This window comes from Flavobacterium sp. KKT103, from assembly GCF_055640565.1.
Window position 1 is genome coordinate 2,448,557 of record NZ_CM145766.1, and the last position, 25,757, is coordinate 2,474,313.

Annotated in this window: 20 protein-coding genes; 10 read left to right on the forward strand and 10 right to left on the reverse strand. The window is 34.2% G+C overall.

Translation table 11 applies throughout. The annotated features are described in order from the left end of the window. Positions 1-124 precede the first annotated feature (124 nt). Positions 125-1,426: an MFS transporter gene (locus ACZ2G0_RS10455; protein WP_470307591.1), complete on the forward strand. Its 1,302-nt coding sequence runs from the start codon at positions 125-127 to the stop codon at positions 1,424-1,426. A 68-nt stretch (positions 1,427-1,494) separates the two neighbouring features. On the opposite strand, the gene ACZ2G0_RS10460 is transcribed toward ACZ2G0_RS10455, so the two are convergent. The 4 genes from ACZ2G0_RS10460 to ACZ2G0_RS10475 are packed head-to-tail and all read right to left on the reverse strand — an operon-like array spanning position 1,495 to position 4,384. Further along, on the reverse strand, positions 1,495-2,229 hold the full coding sequence (locus tag ACZ2G0_RS10460) for a head GIN domain-containing protein (protein WP_470307592.1): 735 nt from the start codon (positions 2,227-2,229) through the stop codon (positions 1,495-1,497). 22 nt (positions 2,230-2,251) lie between these two features. Further along, positions 2,252-3,313, reverse strand: a complete 1,062-nt coding sequence (locus tag ACZ2G0_RS10465; protein ID WP_470307593.1) for a hypothetical protein — start codon at positions 3,311-3,313, stop codon at positions 2,252-2,254. Continuing rightward, the gene (locus ACZ2G0_RS10470) at positions 3,297-3,833 is read right to left on the reverse strand and encodes an anti-sigma factor (protein WP_470307594.1); all 537 of its coding nucleotides are present in this window, start codon (positions 3,831-3,833) and stop codon (positions 3,297-3,299) included. Before ACZ2G0_RS10470 ends, ACZ2G0_RS10465 begins: the two co-directional genes overlap by 17 nt. Continuing rightward, positions 3,830-4,384 (reverse strand): RNA polymerase sigma factor, encoded by a 555-nt coding sequence (locus ACZ2G0_RS10475; RefSeq protein ID WP_470307595.1) that lies wholly within the window; start codon positions 4,382-4,384, stop codon positions 3,830-3,832. The genes ACZ2G0_RS10470 and ACZ2G0_RS10475 overlap by 4 nt, the downstream gene beginning before the upstream one ends. A 298-nt stretch (positions 4,385-4,682) precedes the next feature. On the opposite strand from ACZ2G0_RS10475, the gene lon reads away from it, so the two are divergent. From lon to ACZ2G0_RS10505, 6 genes are all read left to right on the forward strand, one after another. Next, on the forward strand, positions 4,683-7,133 hold the full coding sequence (lon, locus tag ACZ2G0_RS10480) for an endopeptidase La (protein WP_470307596.1): 2,451 nt from the start codon (positions 4,683-4,685) through the stop codon (positions 7,131-7,133). Positions 7,134-7,301: 168 nt separating this feature from the next. After that, positions 7,302-8,321 carry a type IX secretion system protein PorQ gene (gene porQ, locus ACZ2G0_RS10485; RefSeq protein ID WP_470307597.1) on the forward strand — a complete coding sequence of 340 codons (1,020 nt, stop codon included), beginning with the start codon at positions 7,302-7,304 and terminating at the stop codon, positions 8,319-8,321. A gap of 7 nt (positions 8,322-8,328) precedes the next feature. Then, positions 8,329-9,024, forward strand: coding sequence for a (d)CMP kinase (gene cmk / locus ACZ2G0_RS10490; RefSeq protein ID WP_470307598.1), 696 nt, complete (start codon positions 8,329-8,331; stop codon positions 9,022-9,024). Positions 9,025-9,092: 68 nt separating this feature from the next. Further along, complete coding sequence (locus ACZ2G0_RS10495) at positions 9,093-10,355, forward strand: nucleoside permease (RefSeq protein WP_470307599.1); 1,263 nt, start codon at positions 9,093-9,095, stop codon at positions 10,353-10,355. Between the two features lie 402 nt (positions 10,356-10,757). After that, a complete protein-coding gene (gene rpsA, locus ACZ2G0_RS10500; protein WP_470307600.1) occupies positions 10,758-12,536 on the forward strand; it encodes a 30S ribosomal protein S1 in 1,779 nt (592 codons plus the stop codon). Positions 12,537-12,647: 111 nt separating this feature from the next. Beyond that, complete coding sequence (locus tag ACZ2G0_RS10505; RefSeq protein WP_470307601.1) at positions 12,648-13,112, forward strand: hypothetical protein; 465 nt, start codon at positions 12,648-12,650, stop codon at positions 13,110-13,112. A gap of 76 nt (positions 13,113-13,188) precedes the next feature. Here the strand turns inward: ACZ2G0_RS10505 and ACZ2G0_RS10510 are convergent, their stop codons facing one another. Then, positions 13,189-13,725, reverse strand: coding sequence for an ExbD/TolR family protein (locus ACZ2G0_RS10510; RefSeq protein WP_470307602.1), 537 nt, complete (start codon positions 13,723-13,725; stop codon positions 13,189-13,191). A 282-nt stretch (positions 13,726-14,007) separates the two neighbouring features. Between ACZ2G0_RS10510 and ACZ2G0_RS10515 the strand changes: the two genes are divergently transcribed. Then, on the forward strand, positions 14,008-14,562 hold the full coding sequence (locus ACZ2G0_RS10515) for a fasciclin domain-containing protein (RefSeq protein ID WP_300288335.1): 555 nt from the start codon (positions 14,008-14,010) through the stop codon (positions 14,560-14,562). Positions 14,563-14,679: 117 nt separating this feature from the next. On the opposite strand, the gene pheT is transcribed toward ACZ2G0_RS10515, so the two are convergent. Then, positions 14,680-17,100: a phenylalanine--tRNA ligase subunit beta gene (gene pheT, locus ACZ2G0_RS10520; RefSeq protein ID WP_470307603.1), complete on the reverse strand. Its 2,421-nt coding sequence runs from the start codon at positions 17,098-17,100 to the stop codon at positions 14,680-14,682. Positions 17,101-17,363: 263 nt separating this feature from the next. On the opposite strand from pheT, the gene ACZ2G0_RS10525 reads away from it, so the two are divergent. Together ACZ2G0_RS10525 and ACZ2G0_RS10530 are read left to right on the forward strand one after the other, a co-directional pair. Continuing rightward, positions 17,364-18,869, forward strand: coding sequence for an aldehyde dehydrogenase family protein (locus tag ACZ2G0_RS10525; protein WP_470307604.1), 1,506 nt, complete (start codon positions 17,364-17,366; stop codon positions 18,867-18,869). A gap of 83 nt (positions 18,870-18,952) precedes the next feature. Next, complete coding sequence (locus ACZ2G0_RS10530; RefSeq protein ID WP_470307605.1) at positions 18,953-19,324, forward strand: DUF779 domain-containing protein; 372 nt, start codon at positions 18,953-18,955, stop codon at positions 19,322-19,324. 2 nt (positions 19,325-19,326) lie between these two features. Here ACZ2G0_RS10530 and ACZ2G0_RS10535 read toward each other — a convergent pair whose 3' ends face one another. From ACZ2G0_RS10535 to ACZ2G0_RS10550, 4 genes are all read right to left on the reverse strand, one after another. Beyond that, complete coding sequence (locus ACZ2G0_RS10535; RefSeq protein ID WP_470307606.1) at positions 19,327-20,250, reverse strand: AraC family transcriptional regulator; 924 nt, start codon at positions 20,248-20,250, stop codon at positions 19,327-19,329. Between the two features lie 75 nt (positions 20,251-20,325). After that, positions 20,326-21,189 (reverse strand): bestrophin family protein, encoded by an 864-nt coding sequence (locus ACZ2G0_RS10540; protein ID WP_470307607.1) that lies wholly within the window; start codon positions 21,187-21,189, stop codon positions 20,326-20,328. A gap of 125 nt (positions 21,190-21,314) precedes the next feature. Then, entirely contained in the window at positions 21,315-22,592 is a 1,278-nt protein-coding gene (locus tag ACZ2G0_RS10545) for a TolC family protein (RefSeq protein ID WP_470307608.1), read from the reverse strand. A 37-nt stretch (positions 22,593-22,629) separates the two neighbouring features. After that, positions 22,630-25,725, reverse strand: coding sequence for an efflux RND transporter permease subunit (locus tag ACZ2G0_RS10550; RefSeq protein ID WP_470307609.1), 3,096 nt, complete (start codon positions 25,723-25,725; stop codon positions 22,630-22,632). Between the last annotated feature and the right edge of the window lie 32 nt (positions 25,726-25,757).

The window sequence follows — 25,757 nt, forward strand, 5'->3', positions numbered from 1 at the left end:
ATGTAGTAAAGTAGTATCAAGCCATTTCTAAAGTAGAAATGGCTTTTTTTATGTCCAAAATTTAATTTTTTCAAAAAACGTACTTTCCTAAAATAAAAGAGATAAATTCGTTAAAAAATATTTTATGAAAGCTTTACAAAAAGGTGATTCAAAATTAATAAATGCTTGGGCTTTTTACGATTGGGCAAACTCTGTCTATAGTCTAGTGATCGCCACAGCAGTTTTTCCAATATATTATGATGCTGTCACTAGTGACAACAACGGTATAGTACGGTTTTTAGGAGTCGATTTTAATAATTCTACTTTATTATCCTATTCTTTGTCTTTCTCCTTTTTAATTGTAGCAATATTATCTCCTATTCTCTCTGGAATAGCCGATTATACTGGAAATAAGAAAAAGTTTCTGCAGTTTTTTTGCTATCTAGGTTCTTTGTCTGTAATGGCTTTATTCTTTTTTACGGGTCAAGAAACATTATGGATAGGGATTGTAGGAACTATTATGGCTAGTATTGGTTTTTGGGGAAGTATTGTATTTTATAATTCTTATTTGCCTGAAGTAGCTCCTCCTGAGCAGCACGATCGAGTAAGTGCCAAAGGATTTATGTACGGTTATTTTGGATCTTTAATTTTGTTAGTTTTCAGTCTAGCTATGGTAATGAAACCCGATTTATTTGGGATCACTGATAGCTCCTTACCGGCAAGAATATCCTTTTTAGCGGTAGGAATTTGGTGGATAGGTTTCGCTCAAATTACTTTTTATTATTTGCCAAACAATGTTTTTCATAAAAAACCTGAAAAAGATTATATTTTTAAAGGGTTTAAAGAACTTGTAATTGTTTTTAAAAGTTTGACAGAGTTAAAAGTTTTAAAGCAATTCTTAACGGCTTTTTTTCTGTACAGCATTGGTGTTCAAACCGTTATTTTGTTAGCGGGTTTGTATGGTAAAAAGGAGTTAGGGATAGACACTAGTAAATTAATTACAATTATTTTATTAATTAATTTAGTGGCTATTTTTGGTGCTTTTGCGTTCTCTAGGTTGTCTGAAAAAATTGGAAATATCAAGACATTGAAAATTACGATAATTATTTGGGGCGGAATTTGCGTTGCTGCTTATCTTTTAGATGCTAAAAGTGAATATATTGATCTTCAGTTTTATGCTTTAGGCGGATCGATTGGAATGGTCCTTGGCGCTATTCAATCCTTGTCCCGTTCCACTTATTCTAAATTATTACCGGAGACTGAGGATCATGCTACCTACTTTAGTTTTTTTGATGTCACTGAAAAGGTAGCTATCGTATTTGGAACCTTTATTTTTGGTTTTGTTGGAGCGATTACCAATTCCATGCGAAATTCTTTCTTTATTTTGGCGGTTTTTTTCTTACTAGGATTTATAGTACTTAGTATGATTAAAGAAAAAAAGAAATAGAAGAATACTAAAAAAGCTGTTTTTAAGAATTCTTAAAAACAGCTTTTTTATTTGATAACGCAACAGCTTTATTTCTTAGAAATTCGGCCTGAACCACTTACTTTAGTGTCTTTCGTTTTTGGATTGCCTTTATATTCAATATCCCCAGAACCTGAGATTCTTGCCGTTAAAGTATCAGTACAGTTAACTCTAATATTTCCTGATCCTGACATGGCTGCATTACAATTAACTGTCTCTAATTCATAGGAATTAATGTCTCCTGATCCAGATAATTTACATTCATAATTAGATGCCTTTCCTTTTAAGGTAATATCTCCTGAGCCACTAATAGCTGCCATAGTATCTTGAGCATCTATTAGTAACACGATGTCTCCCGATCCAGATAATTTAGCATTAAAACGATCAGCTTTAATGATGCTTTTTCCAATTATACTACCTGATCCACCTAAAGAAACATCTGAAATACTCTCAAAAGGTACTGTTACAACGATAGCTTTTCCAGAAGTGGAACTTATATTAATATTCTTCTTTGGATAAATTTTTAGAACATTTCCTTCGACTTCGACAATTATTAAAGGGAGTAAGTTTTCTTCTCCTTTTAAACTAATTTCACCTTCTTTTCCTGCAATTAGTTCAACATCAAATGCCCCACCTATTTTAATTTCATCATAGGAAGCAGTAGTTCGTTTCTCGCTAACGACTTTGCCATTTCCTTTAACTTTAGAGCTGTTTGACCATTGTGCATTGGCACTCATTGCGCTTAATAGCGCGCAAAAAACTAGCGATTTAATTGTGTTTTTCATTGGAAGTCTGATTTTAAGTTTGTTATTTTTTTGATAATAGTATGTTTCCGTAATCTGATTTTATATTTAGATTATTTATTCCTTTTTTACTAAAATATCCGCGATATGATTTGCTCGAATTGGTTTCTTCTTTATTGGAAAATAGTAAGTCAGTATCAGATTTTAAGTTGGCATAGCGAACATTGATTGTGAAATCAAAATCATAACTGCTGCTATACCCAATTTTCATATTTGAATAACCAGCAGTAATGATGCAATCTTTTGCTTTAGCGCTAAGGTAATCAATGGCTATTTGACAATATTTGGCGGTTAAGTTAAAATCGCCGTTTATTTCTCCAAATTGGAGCTCCATATAATTTGCAGTTCCTGCAATTGATTTTACTTTCTCAACATTTAATGTCCCATATTTACTAGTATATTGAACAGCTTCTGCTTCTTGGATTGTTGTTTCGGTATAGTCAGATAATAAGTCAATTTTTGATAGTGAATTTATTTTTAATCCAGAATAGCGGGCGGTGATGGTTCCATTATTTAAATATTCTATTGAGGAATTTGGACAATATTCTATTTGGATCGCGTTTTTACCGCTATACAGTTTGCCGGTAGTTACATTGCCGTATTTACAATTTATGTCAGATGGTGCCCAAAGGTCGGCCACAGTAATATTTCCATATTTATTGCGTAACTGAATGCTTCCTTTTTTTGGAATTTTTATTACATAATTGATTTCAAAGCTATTGTTATTCCCTTTGGTTTTATAATTGGTATTTCCTAAAATTGTTTTGGCCGAAATTAAGTGCTTTAACGCATTAATATCAATGTCGATTTCGTTCAAACGCTGATTAACCCAACCTTCATTGCTGCCACTTACTTTAATAATAATGTCGAGATCAATTTTGTCTTCATCCCAAGTAGTAACAGTTATATTACCGTATGAATTATCAATATTTAAGCCCGCATCAGGATTAACGTAATACGCTTTTTTTATGATTTTAGTTTTCACATAGGCCGCGTCAAATTCATTTGCTAAGGACAATATCGGAAGCAAGAATAAGAGCAGGAGGGTGCTATATAGTATTTTCATGGGGAATATTTTTTAATTTTTCAGTATTTTCAATATGCTGTAATACTTCTTGAAGGAATGAAATCCTAATTTGAAGATTACTTATTAAAGCATTTATTATTGGCTTACTTTCTCCATTTAACTCTAGTTCCTTTAATATTTTAGCGTAATCCTTGTCTAAAATCTTCATTTGTTTTAAAGCATCTGAAATTATTTTTTCGTTTTCAGGTGACTTTTTATCTTTTATTTTTTCTAGCTCTCTCTCGATCAGTACGGTAAAAATAGAGTCTGTTTGTTTGGTTTCTTTGGAGGCAAACTTGAAATCTTTGGGACTTTCTATAGGATCAGCGTTACTATTTAAAAACAAGAATAGCATTATTGACGCTGCTATTGCAAGGGGTAAAAATAGTTTAAGCTTAAAAGGTGTTTGCTTTTGTTTTTTTAAAAATCTAAGTTCATGTTTTTCTTTTGGTTCCTGAATATCCCATTGATTAGTCAAATTGATAAACATTTGATCTAACTCTTCATTTTCATTTTTCATAATTTCATTAATTTAATTCTCAAACAATCTTTAGCTCTGCTTAGTGTGGTGCGGCAGTTGGTATAACTTATCTTCAATATTTCACTGATTTCTTCTTGATCGTAACCTTCAATATAAAATAGCGTCAAAATCATTCTGTAGCTATCCTTTAAAGTGTTCATTACTTCCAAGACTTGCTGTACTTTTAAAGTGGTTAAGTCTAGTGCATCCATATGCGATTTTTCGAGATCCTCAATTTTATATAGATTATCGCTAAAATCACTAACTGTGAATTTGACTTTCTTTTTGTAGAAATCAATACTGCAATTGATAATTATTTTTTTTAGCCAAGCTCCAAAAGCGACTTCGTTTTGGTAGGCATCGATTTTGGTAAATGCTTTTAAAAAACCTTCTTGCATAACATCTTCAGCATAGTGCTCGTCTTTTACGATTCGATACGCCACGTTGTACATCGCTTTGCTGTATCGATTATAAATTTCAAACTGTGCTTTTTCATTTTTCTGTTTACAAAGTAAAATGAGCTCTTCAGTATTTTGGTTGGTTCCGGTCAAGTGTAAGAGTACTGGTTTATACTATAGACTGCGTTACTTTTAAAATGTTACAGTAATAAAGAATTTTAATCCTTTTTTAGCTCATTATAATAGGTTGATACTAAAAATAGTACTTAAATGTGAGGCAAATACCATTACTAATTAAATTGATCCCTTTCTTTTGGCATAATGATTGTCTCTTTTATAGGCTCATTAAATAAAGAGTCAATTCCTATATTTCTTGTAAAAAAGGTTTAATTTACAGGCTCATTTGTTTACGTAACGAAATTTTTCACTGACAAAAAGACTTATATATACTATGTCAAATCATAAAATACGCACTATTGACAATCTGTCACTTCAAGAATTTGATTCAGATGCTGAATTAATACCATTATTAACTCCCGAAGACGAGGAGGAAATGATAAACGAGGAATTACCGGAATCTTTGGCTATTTTACCCTTGCGTAACATGGTTTTGTTTCCTGGAGTAGTGATTCCAATTACGGCAGGAAGAGATAAATCAATAAAATTAATTGATGATGCTAATGCTGCAGGAAAAATTATTGGTGTTGTAGCACAAATAAACGAAGAAGATGAAGACCCAACCAAGGATGATATTCACTCGGTAGGAACTGTAGCTCGTATTTTGCGCGTTTTAAAAATGCCTGATGGAACTACAACCGTTATATTACAAGGAAAGAAACGATTTGAAATTGACACTGTCACTTCTGAAGAACCTTATATCACTGCTACGATTAAAAATTTTGTAGAAGATAGACCTGATAGTAAGGATACGGAGTTTCTTGCTATTTTAGATTCTGTAAAGGAACTAGCCATACAAATTATCAAGGAAAGCCCAAACATTCCTAGTGAAGCTACATTTGCAATTAAAAACATTGAAAGCCAATCGTTTTTGATCAATTTTGTTACTTCAAATATGAACCTTTCTGTTAAAGAAAAGCAAGATTTATTGCGAATTAATAATTTGAAAGATAGAGCATTAGAAACTTTGCGTTTCATGAATATTGAGTTGCAAAAATTAGAATTAAAAAATGATATTCAGTCTAAAGTTCGTTTTGACTTAGACCAACAGCAACGCGAATATTTCTTGCATCAGCAAATGAAAACCATTCAAGAAGAATTGGGTGGCGTTTCACAAGAGGAAGAGTTAGAAGAAATGCTTGTCAAATCAAGAACCAAAAAGTGGGATGAAAAAACGCAGAAAAATTTCGAGAAAGAACTTTCGAAAATGCGTCGCATGAATCCGCAGGCTCCCGATTTTGGAATTCAAAGAAACTACCTAGAACTTTTATTAGAATTGCCTTGGAATGAATATTCTAAAGATAATTTTGATTTAAAAAGAGCACAAAAAATACTAGATCGTGACCATTTTGGGTTAGAAGAAGTAAAAAAGAGAATGATCGAACACCTAGCTGTATTAAAGCTAAGAAACGACATGAAGTCTCCAATTATTTGTTTGACAGGACCTCCAGGAGTTGGGAAAACCTCGATTGGTCGTTCAGTAGCGGAAGCGTTGGGGCGTGAGTATGTTCGTATTTCTTTGGGTGGTTTGCGTGATGAAGCGGAGATTCGTGGGCACAGAAAAACGTACATTGGCGCAATGCCGGGTAGAATTATTCAAAGCTTGAAAAAAGCGGGGACCTCTAATCCTGTTTTTGTTTTAGATGAAATTGATAAATTATCTAGTAGCAATCAAGGAGATCCGTCTTCAGCATTGTTGGAGGTATTAGATCCAGAGCAAAATAGTGCTTTCTACGATAATTTTGTTGAGTTGGGTTATGACTTATCTAAAGTAATGTTCATTGCTACGTCTAACAATATGGCTGCGATTCAGCCTGCCTTGAGGGATCGTATGGAAATTATCAAAATGTCTGGTTATACAATCGAAGAGAAAGTAGAAATCGCAAAGCAGCATTTATTCCCTAGACAATTAAAAGAGCACGGATTAGGGCCAAAAGACCTAACTATTGGTAAAAAACAATTGGAAAAAATTGTTGAAGGCTACACAAGAGAATCAGGTGTTCGTGGTCTAGAAGCTAAAATTGCTCAAGTCATTCGTAATGCTGCAAAATCAGTAGCGATGGAGGAGGAATACAATAAGAAAGTGACCGAAGAAGATGTGCTGAAAGTGCTTGGTGTACCAAGATTAGAAAGAGATAAATACGAATCTAACGACGTGGCGGGAGTGGTTACAGGCTTAGCTTGGACAAGTGTTGGAGGTGATATTTTATTTATAGAGTCGCTACTTTCCCCTGGAAAAGGGACAATGACCATCACGGGTAATTTAGGAAACGTCATGAAGGAGTCGGCGACGATTGCTTTAGAATATATAAAAGCGAATGCCCAGCTTGTTGGTATTAATCCAGAGGCATTAACAAAACACAACATTCACTTGCATGTACCTGAGGGAGCTACTCCTAAAGATGGTCCAAGTGCAGGAATAGCCATGCTTACTTCTCTAGTTTCGTTGCTTACGCAAAAGAGAATCAAGAAAAATATAGCCATGACGGGTGAAATTACACTTAGAGGAAAAGTACTGCCTGTAGGAGGAATAAAAGAGAAAATATTAGCAGCCAAACGCGCTAATATTAAGGAAATTATTTTATGTCAGGATAATAAAAGCGATATTGATGAAATCAAGCCCGAGTATGTACAAGGTCTTACTTTTCATTATGTTAAAGAAATGAGTGAGGTACTTAAAATTGCTATCACCGATCAAAATGTAAAAAACGCGAAGACACTTTAACTAGCGCTATTTGTCGTTTAAAAACTAATTCCAAAACCAAAACTTATTTTTGTAAGAGTTGGTTTTGGAATTTTATTTGTTAGTAAATAGCAGCAGGAAAAGGAGTATTACTATTTTTATAATTTTATCTTCGCATTTGCGTTTTATTCTCCTAAAAGAGCTTTCCACATGTTCAAAAGAGTTGTATATTATTTATTGCTATCATTTTGTTCTGTATCCTACAGTCAAATTGGAGGTAAATATGTATACCAATTTTTAAATTTAGTTACTTCGCCACGACAGGCAGCTTTGGGCGGGAAAACCATCACTATTTATGATGACGATGTCAATCAAGCTAATTTTAATCCAGCAACCATCAATGCAGAGATGGACAACCATTTAGCTCTGAATTACGGTAGTTATTTTGGTGCAGTGACTTATGGAACAGCATCTTATGCTTATACCTACGATAGGCATTTGCAAACGTTTCAAGCAGGAGTAAACTACGTTAATTATGGTAGCTTTGAAGGCTATGATGAAAACGGGCAGTCTACAGCTAGTTTTTCAGGAAGTGAAGTAGCACTTTCCTTTGGGTACTCTTATAATATTCCGTACACTGATTTACATATTGGTGCGAATGCAAAACTGATTAGCTCTAGCTTAGAAACCTATAATTCTCTTGGTGGTGCGATTGATTTAGGAGCAATTTACATTGATGAAAAAAATGATGTAAATTGGGCCTTAGTGATTCGGAATATAGGAACGCAATTCACGACTTATTCTGGTAATAGTGAAAAGTTGCCCTTAGAAATTATGTTTGGCGTTTCACAAGAATTAGAAAATGTTCCCATTAGGTGGCATCTGACCTTAGAGAATTTACAGCAGTGGAATCTTGCTTTTTCTAATCCCAATAGAGCACAAACTAATTTAAATGGAAGTAGCGACCAAGAAAAAATATCTGCTATAAATAATGCTTTACGTCATTTAATTGTGGGTGTAGAATTATTTCCAAAAAAAGCAATTAATTTTAGAGTGGGATATAATTTTAGAAGAGCCGAAGAATTACGTATTGTGGATCAACGCAATTTTTCTGGTATTTCAGCTGGTTTTGGACTCAAATTAAACAAATTAAAATTCAATTATTCCTACTCAAGATATACCTTAGCGGGTAATACAAGTCTGTTTGGATTAACTATTAACTTTCAATAATATTATTTTGGATAAAAAAATTACCATTGCCATTGATGGCTTTTCTTCAACAGGAAAAAGTACGCTTGCTAAACAACTAGCGAACCATTTATCCTATGTTTATGTAGATACTGGGGCGATGTACCGAGCAATTACTTTTTTTGCTATGCAAAATGGCTACATTACTGCTGATTATTTTGATAAGGAAACACTAATTCAATGCCTACCTTTTATTACGCTAGAATTTAAATTTAATGCAGCAGCTGGTTTTGCCGAAATGTATTTAAATGATACCAATGTCGAAAAGGAGATTCGAACAATCGAAGTTTCGGGATTTGTTAGTAAAGTAGCCGAGATTGATCAAGTACGCACTAAACTTGTTGAGCAACAGCAGGAAATGGGAAAAAACAAAGGCATCGTAATGGATGGACGCGATATTGGAACCGTGGTTTTTCCGGATGCTGAGCTAAAAATATTCATGTCAGCTAGTGCTGCTACGAGAGCACAAAGACGTTTTGATGAATTAATTGCCAAAGGCGATCAGGTAACTTACGATGACGTTTTAAAAAATGTAGTAGAACGGGATTATATTGATAGTCATCGTGCTAACTCTCCATTAGTTCAAGCTGAAGGTGCTGTAGAGATTGATAATTCTAATTTAAACAGAGCGGAACAATTTGACATGGTGGTCGCATTGGTAAATGAAGTAGTAAAAAAAGTATAATTTTTTGTAGATCTCATTTTTAATATTAGATTTACGGCCTGAATAAATTTAACCACAGCAGCAGCGATATGAATATAAAATTAAGACTTACGATTATGAATTTCTTCCAATTTTTTGTTTGGGGGATTTGGTTAATTTCATTGGGAGGTTATATGGGACAAACTTTTGGTCCTATCGAAGGAGGAAGCATTGGTTTGTCGATTGGTAGAACGTATGGATCTATGGGTTGGGCGAGTTTATTCATGCCTGCTTTATTGGGTATTATAGCCGATAAATATTTTAGTGCTCAAAAAGTTTTGGGATTTGCTCATATTGTAGCTGGTATTGCTATTTTTTTTGCAACTCAAGCCACTAATTCTACTGAGATGTATTGGGTAATATTCGCAACTAGTTGTTTCTATATGCCAACTATTGCATTGAACAATTCAGTAAGTTACGCGGTATTGAATAAATATGATTTTGATGTTCAAAAAACATTTACACCTATTCGTGTGTGGGGAACGGTAGGATTTATATTCGCTATGTGGACAACGGATTTAACTGATTGGAAATCGAATACCAATCAGTTTGTATTTGCATCTATCGCAATGATCATTACGGGATTGTTTTGCTTTACGTTGCCTAATGTTCCAGCGGAGAACAAGAATAGTAATCAAACATTAACAAGTAAGTTTGGTTTAGATAGTTTCGTGCTTTTCAAGCAGAAAAAAATGGCTATCTTTTTTGTATTTGCAATGCTACTTGGTGCTGCTTTGCAAATAACAAACATGTTTGGAGATACTTTTATAAGAGATTTTGGATCCAATCCAGAGTACCAAGGGACTTTTGGAGTAGAGCATTCGGTATTAATTATTTCGCTTTCGCAAATTTCAGAAACGTTGTTTATCTTAACCATTCCGTTTTTTTTAAGGAAATTTGGTATCAAACAGGTGATGATATTTAGTATGATTGCTTGGGTATTGCGATTTGCATTATTCGGCATAGGGAATCCAGGTTCGGGTGTGATATTCTTGATCTTATCGATGATTGTTTACGGTATGGCGTTTGATTTCTTTAATATTTCAGGATCTCTGTTTGTAGAAAAAGAGACAGATAGTAAAATTAGATCTAGTGCTCAAGGTTTATTTATGTTGATGACCAATGGTATTGGAGCAATTGTAGGAGGAGAACTAGCGGGAAGAACGGTTAGTTACTTTACGGTAGAGAGCAAGGTCGAATGGCCAAGTGTTTGGTTTTCGTTTGCAGGGTATGCCTTTGTTATTATGATTGCCTTTGCTTTTTTATTCAAATACAAGCACGATCCAAAGATTGCTGATAGTTTGAATCACTAAGTACTTTAGATATTTTTTATACTAGCCCGATGTTAATAGCATCGGGTTTTTTATTGTTATGAAATTGAATCGTCAAGTATAGCCCTGATAGAGCCGATATCCTCGTAATGAAATGGAGAGATAAAGGCGATAGCAGGAGGGATGTTGTTGAGATGTACAATGTGCCTGCTCCCGAAAAAAGACTGATTAGTATGGTATTAGATACATAAGGCATGGTTTTTCTATCTAATTTAGTATCTATGAGGTAATTATTTTGCAGTTACATAAAAAAGTATTAATTTTGCGCACCTTTTGGTGGATAAGAGTTTCCATTAGGTATCAACAAATTACATAAACAACTTCTGTTGTTTTCTACTACTTTAAGAAACTCGAGGAAATGCAGAATACAAATTTTTAATCAGCATGTCTGAACAAATCCAATCACAAGAAGAGTTTTTAGCAAATTTTAACTGGCACAATTTCGAAGAAGGAATTGATGTAGTTGATGAAAAAAACTTATTAGAATTCGAAGAATTAGTATCAAAAACTTTTATCGCTACTGACCAAGAAGAAGTAGTAGATGGTACTGTTGTTAGAATTACAGATAGAGACGTTATCGTTGATATCAACGCAAAATCGGAAGGTGTTATTTCATTAAACGAATTCCGTTACAACCCAGCATTAAAAGTAGGTGATACTGTTGAAGTATTAATCGATATTCGTGAAGACAAAACTGGACAACTAGTTTTATCTCACAGAAAAGCACGTACTATCAAATCATGGGATAGAGTTATTGCTGCAAACGAAACAGGTGAAATCGTTAATGGTTTTGTAAAATGCAGAACTAAAGGTGGTATGATCGTTGATGTTTTCGGAATCGAAGCGTTCTTACCAGGATCTCAAATTGATGTTAAGCCAATTAGAGATTACGATGTTTACGTAAACAAAACAATGGAATTCAAAGTTGTGAAAATCAACCACGAATTTAAAAACGTTGTTGTATCTCATAAAGCGCTTATTGAAGCGGATATTGAAGTACAGAAAAAAGAAATCATTGGTCAATTACAAAAAGGACAAGTATTAGAAGGTGTTGTTAAAAACATTACTTCTTATGGTGTGTTTATTGACTTAGGTGGAGTTGACGGATTAATCCACATTACTGACCTTTCTTGGTCAAGAATCAACCACCCATCTGAAGTTCTTGAATTAGATCAAAAATTAAATGTTGTAATCCTTGATTTCGATGATGAGAAAACAAGAATTCAATTAGGATTGAAACAATTAAACGCTCACCCATGGGATGCATTAGATGCTAACTTGGCTATTGGAGATAAAGTTAAAGGAAAAGTAGTTGTTATTGCTGATTACGGAGCTTTCATCGAAGTTGCTGAAGGTGTTGAAGGTTTAATCCACGTTTCTGAAATGTCTTGGTCTACGCACTTGCGTTCAGCTCAAGATTTCGTAAAAGTTGGTGATATTGTTGAAGCTCAAATCTTAACATTAGATAGAGACGATCGTAAAATGTCATTAGGTATCAAACAATTGTCTCAAGACCCTTGGACTGATATTACTTCTAAATACCCTGTAGGTTCTAAGCATTCAGGTATCGTTAGAAACTTTACAAACTTTGGTATCTTCGTAGAACTTGAAGAAGGAATTGATGGATTAATTTACATCTCTGACTTATCTTGGACTAAGAAAATCAAACACCCATCTGAATTCGTAAACGTTGGTGAAAAACTTGACGTTGTTGTATTAGAATTAGATGTTGATGGACGTAAATTATCTTTAGGTCACAAACAAACTACTGCTAATCCATGGGATCAGTACGAAGATTCATTCGCTGTTGGAACTATCCACAACGGAGAAATCTCTGAAATCGTTGATAAAGGAGCTACTGTAGAATTTGGAGAAGATATCGTTGCTTTCATTCCTACTCGTCACCTTGAAAAAGAAGATGGTAAGAAATTGAAAAAAGGAGATTCTGCTGATTTCAAAGTAATCGAATTTAACAAAGAATTCAAAAGAGTTGTTGCCTCTCACACTGCTATCTTCCGTGAAGAAGAAGAGAAAAATGTGAAAGCTGCTACTGAAAATACTTCTTCAGCTTCAAACACTAATGCACCAGCTGCTACTCTTGGAGATAGTAACGATGTATTGGCTGCATTGAAAGCTAAAATGGAAAAATCAGAGAAAAAATAATTCTCAGATAATCTAAATATCAAAAGCCTCACAGCAATGTGAGGCTTTTTTTTATGTTGTAATTTCTGATAAATTTTATATATTTGGAACTAATATTTAAAAATAATTAAAATGGAAGAAACTACTTTTCAGGAGAATGAAAAAATGTATTTAAGCCAAGAGGCACAAGGTTTTCTTAAAGAAACAGCCAAATGGGCATACTTCATGTCTATCTTAGGATTTATTGGAATTGGATTTATGGTTGTACTTGCTTTGTTTATTGGTACGATTTTTTCAGCGATTGGTAGTATGAGTCGAAATGTAAATTCTATGGGGATTCTTGAAACCGGTATTATTTCAGGAATGTACTTAGTAATTGCTTTGGTTTATTTTTTTCCAATTTATTATTTATTCCAGTTTTCTTCTAAAATGAAAAAGGCTTTCAAAGTAAATGATAATGATTTAATCAATTCATCTTTTGAACACTTAAAATCACATTACAAATTTATAGGTATTGTATCACTTGTGTTTGTTGTGCTATATGTACTGATAATTTTATTTTCTATACTAGCAGGTGCAATAGCTTTATTTAATTAAAAATAATTTAAAAAGTGCTTTATATACTGCTTTAATTAAGGCAGTATAAAAGCACTTTTATATTTTATGATAACTTCTAGCTTTTACTTTTTTTCAAAAGCAACTGCTCCTCATGAGTAAAAGTATTGATTACAGCGTAAGACTGGATGTTATTAATTTGCATTTGATCTAAAACAGCCACGAGATTGCCGTAATTTGATTTTTCACTTGGTTTAATGATTATATTCATTCCTCGATCTGGCCTACCTTTACTAGCTGAATATGTAAGTACTTCTTTATTTTTAATTCCTATTTCTGTTGTTAGTTTATTTTCTTTTAAATTAAATGCCTTTGGAATATCTATTGGAAAGTATATTAATCCTTGATAACAAACTACGTTATCATTTTCTCCAATTAATATGGTGTAGGAACGATTCTCATCAGGCATGTTACAAACCCATCCTTCAACAGATTCATCATAGTAGGGTAATGATAGGTGCATACTATTTGCCTTTCGCATTTCAGCTGCTACCATAAAAAAGATCATCAACAAAAAAGAGACGCTAACCATAGCGGTTAAATCAACTCTATTATTTAATTTTTTAGATCGAATTTTGGAGGTTGTATTTATCATCTATCTTAATTTATTTGTAGCTTCAATCTTAAAAGTAGCTAAAAAAATGATACAGTAGGCTGTGACTTAACCATTTTTCTGCCTTAGTTATATTTTCTTTACGCTTTTTTTGCTGTTTTCGAGATTAGTTTTGATATTTTAAAACAAATGATAGAGTATAATAAGTTGTAAAAGTGTCTGATATATAGTGCTTTATGATTTATTTAAAATTAAATTCTATTTTTTAAATCCATATCCATAGTTGCTGCGTAAATGACTATGTATAACAACAAAAAATAAATTATGAAAACTAGAAAATTTTTATCAGTAGCGTTTTTCGCTTTAGTATTTGGAGCCACTTCATTTGCACAAAAAACAGTTATGGTTGGTGGAGCAGCAATGTATCCTACTAAAAACATTGTTGAAAATGCGGTAAATTCTAAAGACCACACAACATTAGTTGCTGCTGTAACTGCTGCTGACTTGGTAGCTACTTTACAAAGTAAAGGACCATTCACCGTTTTTGCCCCAACAAATGCGGCTTTTGATAAATTACCAGCAGGTACTGTTGCCACTTTATTGAAACCAGAGAATAAAAAAATGTTACAAACTATTTTAACTTACCATGTAGTAGCTGGAAAAATGAATGCTTCAGATATTGCTATGGCAATTAAAAAAGGAAAAGGAAAAGCAACGATGAAAACTGTTAGCGGTGGAACATTGACAGCTTGGATGAAAGGAAAAAAATTATATATTACTGATGAAAAAGGTGGTATGTCGCAGGTTACAATCGCAGATGTTAATCAATCAAATGGTGTAATCCATGTAGTTGACGCTGTATTGTTACCAAAAAGTTAGGTTTTTTTTACAATTGGTTTTGTTTGAAAGTCCCGTCTATTTACTAGACGGGATTTTTTTTATTAAAAAAATGCCAATTCAAAAGATGAATTGGCATTACTTATTCGATTTTTAAACTTAGCGTAAACTCGCTCCTAGCTCAGTTTCAAAATTCTTTTGCAGTTTCCCCATTAATTTATCAATTTGCGCATCAGTCAAGGTTTTTGTAATGTCTTGAATTATAAAGCTAATAGCATAGGATTTTTTTCCTTCGCCTAAGTTGCTACCTTCGTAAACATCAAACAAATTAATTTCTTTTAGTAATGACTTTTCTGTTTGTCTTGCTACTGCGTAAATTGCATCGTAGCTTACACTTTGATCAACTAGTAAAGCTAAATCGCGTCGTACTTCCGGATATTTGGGTATGTCAGTAAATTTAATTTTTAATGAAATAGACTTGATAATAGCATCCCAATTAAAATCAGCATAAAATACTTCTTGCTTGATTCCAAAATGTTTAAGGATTGATTTTTTTACAACTCCAAATTCCACCAGTGCATTATGTCCCATTCCGATAGCTACTCCTTCTGAGAACACATCCGATGTTGCTGGGCTATTTTGTGTTTTTTGGATTCCAAATCGTGCTAAAACGGCATCTACATAACCTTTAAATAAGAAAAAATCAGATGGCCTTTGAGTGGTAGTCCAAGTTTCACTATTTCTGTTTCCAGTTAAAAAAAGTGTTAGATGTTTTCGTTCTTCAAAACCAGAAAGTAATTTATGGTATGATTTACCGAATTCGAAAAACTTTAAATCAGCATTCTTACGATTTATATTATAGGATAGTGCTTCTAAACCTGAAAACAATAACGACTGGCGTAAAGTTGCTAAATCATTACTTAAAGGATTTAACATTGTCACATTATGCTCTTCTTTTAAAGTAGATGAAAGCTGAACATAAGAAGCAGTTGTTAGCGAGTTAGCCATCATTTCATTAAAACCTTGTGAGTTTAATTGTGTAGCTATGATGTTTTGAAGTTTATAATCTTCATTTCGTGGTGAGTTCGTTACGGTAGCATTTAATTTTTTAGAAAAACTAATATTGTTATATCCATATACTCTAAGGATTTCTTCAATTACATCAATTTCTCGTTGTACATCTACACGATAAGATGGTATCGTTAATCCAAGACCAGCCTCAGATACACTATTTACTTTAATATCTAGTGAAACCAATATTTGCTTGATTGTATCTTTTGGTATTTCTTGTCCTATTATTTTTGCCACATTAGCAAAGTTTAAAAATACTGAGAAGTCTTCGATCTTCTTGTTGTAAATATCAACGATTTCAGAAGTGATTTCTCCACCTGCTACCTCTTGGATTAACAAAGCTGCGCGTTTTAAGGCGTAAGCAGTAATACTTGGATCTATTCCTCTTTCAAATCGGAAAGAGGCGTCGGTATTTAGTTGGTGTCTTTTCGCAGTTTTACGAACACTAACTGGATTGAAATAAGCACTTTCTAAGAAAATAGAATTCGTGTTTTCACTAACACCTGAGTTTTTACCTCCAAAAACTCCTGCGATACACAACGGACCTTTTTCATCACAAATCATCAAATCTTCTTCGTGTAAAGTACGTTCTACATCGTCAAGCGTAGTGAATTTAGTTCCGGCTGCAGCCGTTTTAACGATTATTTTACCATTAATTTTAGCAGTGTCAAAAGCATGTAATGGTTGTCCTAGTTCATGTAAAACATAATTAGTGACATCAACGATATTGTTTTTTGGATTTAATCCAATAGCTTTTAATCTATTTTGTAGCCAATTAGGAGAAGGTTTTACAGTAATTCCCGATATGGTTACGCCACAATATCGTGGCGCAAGAGTAGTATCCTCTACAGCAACATCAATTTTTAAAGTACGCATGTCTACTCTAAAATTACTAACGGAGGGCGTTATTAGTTCTACATTAACACCACTTTGTATCATTCCAGCACGTAGGTCACGTGCAGTGCCTAGGTGACTCATAGCATCGGCACGATTGGGAGTTAAACCAATTTCGAATACCTCATCATTTTCGATTTTAAACACTTGTGCTGCTGAAGTTCCAGGAACAAGAGCCTCGTCTAAAACCATGATCCCATCATGACTTTCTCCTAGACCTAATTCATCTTCAGCGCAAATCATTCCGTGGCTTTCTTGACCTCGTATTTTTCCTTTTTTAATGGTAAAAGCAACACCTTCTTTATCATATAATACAGTTCCTATGGTTGCAACAGGTACTTTTTGACCTGCTGCCACATTTGCAGCACCACAAACAATTTGTACCGGAGTACCCGTCCCTAAATCAACTGTAGTCACTTTTAATCGATCTGCATCGGGGTGTTGTTCACAAGTAAGAACGTGACCAACAACTATTCCTTCAAGCCCACCTTTTACCGATTGGTATTTTTCAACCATTTCAACTTCAAGACCTAGATCTGTTAATAATGCCGACGTTTCTTCGGAATTCCAATCGATTTTGATGAACTGTTTTAACCAGTTATATGATATTTTCATTTGTCAATTTTATAAGGTTGCAAATATAAGGATTGCAGATTGTAGTAAGAAACTATTTTTTTTGTTTTTTAGCGTGGTAATTGTGCTGTTGTTTGTTGCTTGATTTTTTGAATTCACTAATTATTTGCTAAAATATTGTTAATAGCTTAATTTTTTTGTGTTAAAAAAACACATATGGAAATTTTGTGCTACAATTTGAACACATTGTGCTGTTTATAGTGAGAATTTAAAAGTAAGTTTGAATAAATTAAAATCAAAACAGTATGAGCAACCTAGCAGAAAGACCTGAATTTAAGGCAAAATATGATAATTATATTGGTGGAAAATTTGTAGCTCCTGTAAAAGGGGCTTATTTTGATGTGTTTTCACCTATCGATGGAAAGGTTTTTACACAAGCCGCACATTCTACAAAAGAAGATTTAGAATTAGCTGTAGATCATGCACACGAAGCTTTTCAAACATGGGGAAAAACATCGCCAACAGAACGAAGTATCTTATTGAATAAAATAGCGCAAGTTTTAGAAGATAATTTGAGTTATTTAGCGGCTGTTGAGGCAATTGATAACGGAAAACCGATACGCGAAACAACTTATGCAGATATGCCATTGGCAATAGACCATTTCAGATATTTTGCTGGTGTTATTCGTGCTGAAGAGAGTTCTATCGCTGAACTTGATTCCAATACAGTTTCTATTGCTTTAAGTGAACCATTAGGAGTTATTGCTCAAATTATTCCATGGAATTTCCCAATACTAATGGCTGTTTGGAAATTAGCTCCAGCATTAGCAGCAGGAAATACTGTAGTTTTAAAACCAGCCGAAAGCACTCCAATTTCTATTATGGTTATGATGGAACTGATTGGTAATATTTTGCCTCCAGGAGTAGTAAATATTGTTAACGGTTTTGGTGCAGAGCTGGGTCGCTCCTTGGTGACTAATAAAAAAGTAGCCAAAGCTGCGTTTACAGGTTCGACTACAACTGGTCGATTAGTAATGCAATATGCTACCGAAAATATTATCCCCGTTACCTTAGAATTGGGCGGGAAATCTCCAAATATTTTCATGAAATCAGTTGCTGATCATGATGATGATTTTTTTGACAAAGCAATCGAAGGTGCTGTTATGTTTGCTTTGAACCAAGGTGAAATTTGTACTTGTCCATCCAGATTATTAGTTCATGAAGATATTTACGATAAATTCATGTCTAAAGTTATCGAGAGAACGGAGGCTATTGTTGCTGGAAATCCATTGGACATGGCAACGATGATTGGAGCTCAAGCCTCTTTAGTTCAAAAAGAAAAAATTATGTCCTATATAAAACTAGGGAAAGAAGAAGGCGCAGAAGTATTAACTGGTGGTGACGAAAATGTTTTTGAAGGAGATCACGCTGGAGGATATTACATCAAACCAACGATTTTTAAGGGACACAACAAGATGCGAATTTTTCAAGAGGAAATATTCGGACCGGTTTTGGCGGTAACTACTTTTAAAACGACTGAAGAAGCAATTGCTATTGCAAATGATACGATCTATGGTTTAGGCGCGGGTGTTTGGACGCGTGATGCTCATGAAATTTATCAAGTACCAAGAGCCGTTCAAGCAGGAAGGGTATGGGTCAATCAGTATCATTCCTATCCTGCAGGAGCTCCATTTGGAGGCTATAAGCAATCAGGTATTGGACGTGAAAATCACAAAATGATGTTAGGACATTATCGTCAAACAAAGAACATGCTTATTTCGTACGACAAAAATAAATTAGGTTTCTTTTAATATATAGTTGTTAATCTAAAAAGGTAAGTTTTTAACTTACCTTTTTTATTAAAAGGAAAAAAGTAATTACTAAATAATATAAAATGAAAAGGATCGATGCTACAAAGGAGGCAATAGAATTAATAGCGATTTTAAAAGAAAAGCACGGTGAATTAATGTTTTATCAAGCAGGTGGCTGTTGCGAGGGCACGCAGCCTCAATGTTTTGAAAAAGGAGGTTTTTACCAGCGAATGGGAGACGTTTGTATAGGCACAATCGAAGAAGTCGAGTTTTGGGTTGATAAAGATTTGTTTGAATATTGGAAACACGCACATTTTACGTTAAAAGTAATTGATGCTTTTGGAGCTGGTGGATTTTCCTTAGAAACGCCTTTCAAAAAAACGTTTCAAATTGAATATCGGATTTTTACAGCTGCAGAAGAATTGGAACTAGATCCCGTAACAATTATCGAATAATTTTAATTAATGTAAAGCAGCTGGTATTGTTTAGGCGTTATGCCTTCATGTTTTTTAAACAATCGAATAAAGTAATTACTGTTATCAAATCCGGCCATATAACACACTTCGTTAATTTGGATCGTCGGGTTTTTTAGTAATTGCTTAGCATGTCTTATTTTTTCTTGAATTACAAATTCTATGGGACTCATCCCTAATTCTTTTTTGAAATAGCGGTAAAATGATGTTGTACTCATACATGCTTTATCACTAAGGTTTTTAAGACTAATATTTTCTCTGATATTTAATCGAATGTAATCCAATACTTGTGTTATTGGAGAGTGCGGATCAGTATGTAAACCATCTTCGATAGATTTTGCGGTTTGTGTTTGAATAATTCGAATTAGTAACTCTTGCAAAGTGAGATCTGCCAAGACATCTTTAGTAATAGATGTACTCATGCATTCTTTGATTAGTTTATTGATTGTAGTGGCTAATTCAACATTATTATAAAAATAGTAGTTCTGAAAATTTAAATGCCAAAATTGTTTTTTGCCTTCTTTGGGGTAGCGTTCATTTAAAAAATCCAAAGTGGCATTGATCTTATGCTGATCAATAGCCAAAGCCAAGCATTGTGTTGGATTTTTTTTTGAAGCTTCAGGAAAATCAATTTTCATTTCAACATTCGAGGGAATCATCACTGTTTCACCAGGCAGGTATTCAAAACTAGGATCATCAAAAAGGTGCATTATCTTTTTGCCACGTAACATACTGGTAACAACTAAATCGTTAAATTTTAGAGGAACTAAAGCTGAAGCCTCGTACGTTTCGAATAAATTTAATTCACAATGATTTAAATTATAAACGGTCCTGTTTTCTACCAATGTTTTTAAAGATCGTTCGTTAGATAAGTTAGGTGGTTTTATTAAAGCACGATTCGTATTCATAAATTAAGTCTTTTTTGGTAAAGATTAAATTTAATGAAATTTAATGTTGTTACGTATTAAAAAACTGTTATAATTCTAAAGTATTTCTTCGACATGTTTTTTAATATTTTCAGCTATTTTTCTTGTTGGAAGATCGTTATCGTCATTACCAAAAGGCTCTTCAATCTCTTCAGCGATTAACTCCAAACTAGCTAAGACATAAAATATAAAAACAACAACCGGAATTACATAATATCCTAGATTAAAAACATAACCAAAGGGTAAGGTCATCACATAAAAAAAGATAAATTTTTTCAAAAATACGCTATAGGAGTAGGGTATAGGAGTGTTTTTAATACGTTCACATGCTCCGCAAATATCCGTAAAGGACTGTAGTTCGCTGTTGATAATGATTAATTGATCACCTGTGATTTTTTTATTTTCATACAAATCATTTATTTTCAGGAACATCATTTTTGCAACTTGATTGGGACGATGGGTGTGATGATCCTCATTAATAGCAATTTCTTCAGATAGCTGCTTGCCTGTTTCTTCATCCTTCAAATGCTTGTTTAAAATCGACGCATAACTAGGAATCATTTTTTTGAAATAAGTTATATCTTTTTCATCTTTTAAAATGGCATGCAATTTAATAGCTAGATTTCGGCTATTATTGACTAAAGCGCCCCATGATTTTCGTCCTTCCCACCAACGGTCATAGGCGGTGTTGGTCCTGAAAACTAATAAAAGGGATATTACAAAGCCAAGCATACCGTGCATCATTGAAATGTTTTTGACATGACTAGTATCAGGTAAGTGCCAATATTCGATTTCGAGATAGGCCACTACACCAGCATAGGTTGCAATAAGTACCATTAATGGTAGTAACTTACGTAAAGTATCCGCTTTATGGAACCTAAATATAAAAGTAATCCAGTCTTTAGGGTTGTATGAAATCATAGTAACGATGGTTTCTGCAAATTTATATTTATTATGCCAGTATTGATAAAAAAAACTCTCGTTTTAAATTAAATACAGTAATTTAAAACGAGAGTTTATACTAATTGTTACAATCTACAATAGTCCTAGAAAGTCAAGTTACCAGCAATTTCTCTTAGTGCAATCTCTGATAGTTTAGCTTGATACTGCGCATTGGTAAATCTTACGGTAGCAGTTACATAGTTCAGTTGAGCCGTTCTAAATTCTAAAGTAGTGATGGTTCCAATTCGTAATTTATCCAAAGTAATGTCTAAATTTTGCTTCGCAATGGCCTCATTCTTCTCTTCTAATTCAATTAATTGCAAATTGGTTAAATAGGTTTGGTATGCCGTTGTTAATTGCGTTTTCAGTTGCATGCTTTGCTGCTCAATTTGGGCTGTTGCTGTTTCAATTTGAATGGCAGCAATTTTTTCGTTTCTATTTTGTGCTAAACCGTCAAATAAGTTTAAGGAAGCATTAAATCCGTAGTTCAAACCCCTCGAAGTCGACTGTGTTATAAAGCCTAGGCTGGATTGGCTTTGGCCAAAGTTGTACCCTGTACTTACTCTAATTGTTGGATACCGACCTGCTTTTACTTGCTTTAGTTGTAATTCAGCTACGCGCTTATTGATTATTTGTGCTTGCAGCAACGGATTTTGCTGCTCGGCTAAATTCATTAAGTCCGATAAATTCAGTTGATTATCAATAATAAGGTCGTTTGCAACCGTAAAAGGCGTTGTTGCATCTCTTGCCAAAATTTCATTTAAAGCCGTTTTAGTATTGGTATACAACTCCTGTTGACGCAATAAATTTACTTTGTCTGTATTCAAATCAACTTGGGCGTTTAATACTTCTAGTTTCGACGCCTTACCAATCGAAAAGCGATTTTTAGCTAAATCAAGTCTTTGATTCGATATCACCAGAGTGGAGTCTAATGCCTTTAGCTGTTGCTGTTGTTGCACCAAGTTAAAATAAGTGGCATTTACATCACTGATTTTAGTAAGAATTGCAAATTGTAATTCTGCAGTCCCTAATTTCTGTAATTCCTTCAACTGTTCTTTTCGAGCAAACATTCTCAAACCGTCAAAAATGGTCCAGTCTAATAATACACCATAACTTAAACTATTGTTTTTGGCGTTATTTAAACTGTTTTCAGTTCCATCGATACGGGTTTGATTCAAATTTTGAACATTGTTGTTATCTGTAATAGATGCTGTCGCTCGAGGCAACATTCCTGCATTACCTGACGAAACATTTGTTTCATCAATTTTAAGATCATTCTTGGCAATTTTGATATCGTAATTATTTTCTAATGCTATTTTTACAGCATCTTCAATTGTTAAAATTTCTTGTGCCTGAGCTTGCAGGCAAAGAAACAGACCCATTAACAAAAATTTTATTTTATGATTTACTATTTTCATCCTATTTTACTTCTTTTTCATATTCTTCAATGTGTTCAAATTCAGGGTAATGCTTTTTAGCTCGTGACCACATGAAATAAAGTGCTGGAATTACAAAAAGTGTAAGTACCAACGAAAATATTGTACCTCCAACGATAACAACTCCCATTCCAATTCTACTAGTCGAGGCAGCGCCAAGTGACATTGCAATTGGCAAAGCGCCCAATGAAATAGCCAAACTCGTCATTAAAATGGGTCTTAATCGCGCTTCTGAAGCTTCTAAAATAGCTTCTAGTTTTGGTTTTCCTTGTTCTCGTAATTGATTAGCAAATTCAACGATTAAAATACCGTTCTTCGTCACCAAACCAATTAGCATTACGGTTCCGATTTGGCTGAAAATATTCCAAGTTTGATTGAATAACCATAGTGAGAATAGAGCTCCAGCTACCGCCATTGGCACCGTTAAGATTATGATGAAAGGATCGATGAAGCTTTCAAACTGAGCAGCTAAAATTAAAAAGATAAGTAACAACGCTAAGCCAAATGCAAAAGAAGTATTTGAACTACTTTCAACAAAGTCTCTTGATTCTCCTCCTAAATCTGTTGTGAAGGTGTCATCTAAAACTTTAGCACGAATTTCTTCCATGGCTTCAATTCCATCGCTAATACTTTTGCCTGGAGCTAAAGCAGCAGAAACGGTTGCCGACATGAATCTATTGTTATGGTATAACTGAGGTGGTTTACTTTGCTCTTCTGTACTCACTATATTGTCCATCTGAATCAATTCGCCTTTATTATTTTTAACATACATCGAGGTTAAATCCAATGGTTTCGAACGGTCTTTTTGATCAAATTGACCAATGACTTGGTACTGTTTTCCTTTTTTCATGAAATAACCAAAGCGCTGTCCACTTAACGAAAGTTGTAATGTTTGAGCAATATCTATCACGGATACGCCAAGACTCTCTGCTTTTTCGCGGTCAATTGAAACGTTTATTTCGGGTTTATTGAACTTTAGATTTACATCAGTCATAGCAAAAGTAGGATTGTTAGCAGCTTCCTCCATAAACTCGGGAATCTTTTGCTCTAACTTTGCGAAATTCTGTGTTTGAATAATGTACTGTATTGGTAATCCTCCACGGCGGTTAACAGCAATGGTTGGCTGCTCCGTAACCGAAGTCTTAGCATCGACATAGCCTTTTGTCCATTTGGTTAATTTATCAGCGATATCATGTTGTGATAATTTGCGTTCACCGGGCTCTTTTAAAGAAAGTCTCATGAACCCACTATTTACTGATGACGAACCAAATCCTGGAGAAGTAATCGTTAAAGCAACCTTCTTTTCGGATATAGAATCATCAACAAGTTGTGATACTTCTTGCATGAAGCGATCCATGTATTCATAACTTGCGCCCTCAGGAGCTGTCATTCTTAATACCAATGAACTACGGTCATCATAAGGAGCTGTTTCTTTTTGAATTAGATTATAAAACACATAAATTAAGCCAAAACAAGCAATCAGAATAGGGAAACTTAACCATTTTCGTTTCATGAAATTAGCCAAAGAACTGGCGTAATTGGCATTTAACTTTTGGAAATAGGGCTCTGTAGCAATATAGAATTTTGATTTTTTTTGTTCTCCACCTTTCATTAAATACGCATTAAGCATCGGTGTAAGGGTTAAGGATACAAAAGCAGAGATTAATACAGCAGCACCTATGACGACTCCAAATTCTCGAAATAGCCTTCCTACGAAACCTTCCAAGAAAATAACGGGCAAAAATACCGCTGCAAGTGTCACCGATATCGATATGACAGCAAAGAATATTTCGTTGGATCCTTTTATTGCCGCTTCGATAGGTGTCATACCTTCTTCTACTTTTTTGAATATATTTTCGGTAACCACAATACCGTCATCTACGACAAGTCCTGTTGCAAGTACGATGGCTAATAATGTTAATACATTTATGGAGAATCCAAAAAGCCACATGATAAAGAAGGTGGCAATTAGGGATACCGGTATATCGATTAAGGGTCTAAAAGCGATAGCCCAGTCTCTAAAGAATAGGTAGATAATTAAAATTACCAATAAGATCGAGATACCTAGGGTTTCAGCAACTTCTAAAACTGATTTTTTTACAAAAATGGTATTGTCTAGTGCGATATTTAGTTTGATATCCTTAGGTAAATCTTTTTTCAACGCTTCGTATTGCTCGTAGAATGATTTTGAAATATCAAGATAATTGGCGCCCGGACGAGGAACAATGGCAAGACCTATCAAAGGAAGTCCAGACTGGCTTAATTTGGTTTCAATATTTTCAGGACCTAGTTCGGCTCTTCCAATGTCGCTTAAACGAACGGTTTTCGCTCCATCAGTTCTGATAATGATGTTACTAAATTCTTCAGCTGTTGCTAAATTACCAACTGTTTTTACGGTAAGCTCCGTATTGTTTCCAGTAAGTTTACCCGAAGGTAGTTCCACATTTTGCTGGTTTAAAGCTGCTCGAACTTCTGCAACTGTGCATCCGTAGGAAGCTAGTTTTACAGGGTCAATCCATAAACGCATGGCATACCTTTTTTGTCCCCATATTTGTACTCCGCTGACACCCGGAATAGTTTCTAGTCGCTGAGAGATTACATTTTCGGCATAATCACTTAGCTCCAATTGGCTTCTTGTATCACTTTGAACCGTCATGGAAATTATCGCATCACTATTGGCATCGGCTTTTGAAACAACTGGAGGTGCATCAATATCTTGAGGTAAACTACGAATTGCTTGCGATACTTTATCACGTACATCATTTGCTGCCTCCTCTAAATCTTTATCTAAGTTAAATTCGACTGTAATGCTGCTACTTCCTTGTGCACTTGAGGAGGTGATATTCCGAATTCCATCTATGGAGTTGATCGCTTTTTCGAGTGGCTCTGTAATTTGCGATTCAATAATATCTGCGTTGGCTCCAGTATAATTGGTTCTTATCGAAACCTGCGCTGGATCGATCGAAGGGAATTCACGAACACCAAGATAGGTATATCCTATGATTCCAAATAAAACTATCGTAAGGTTCATTACGATAGTCATTACAGGTCTTTTTATGCTTAATGTGGATAAACTCATTTTAGTAGTTTAATGATGAGATAATTAATTAG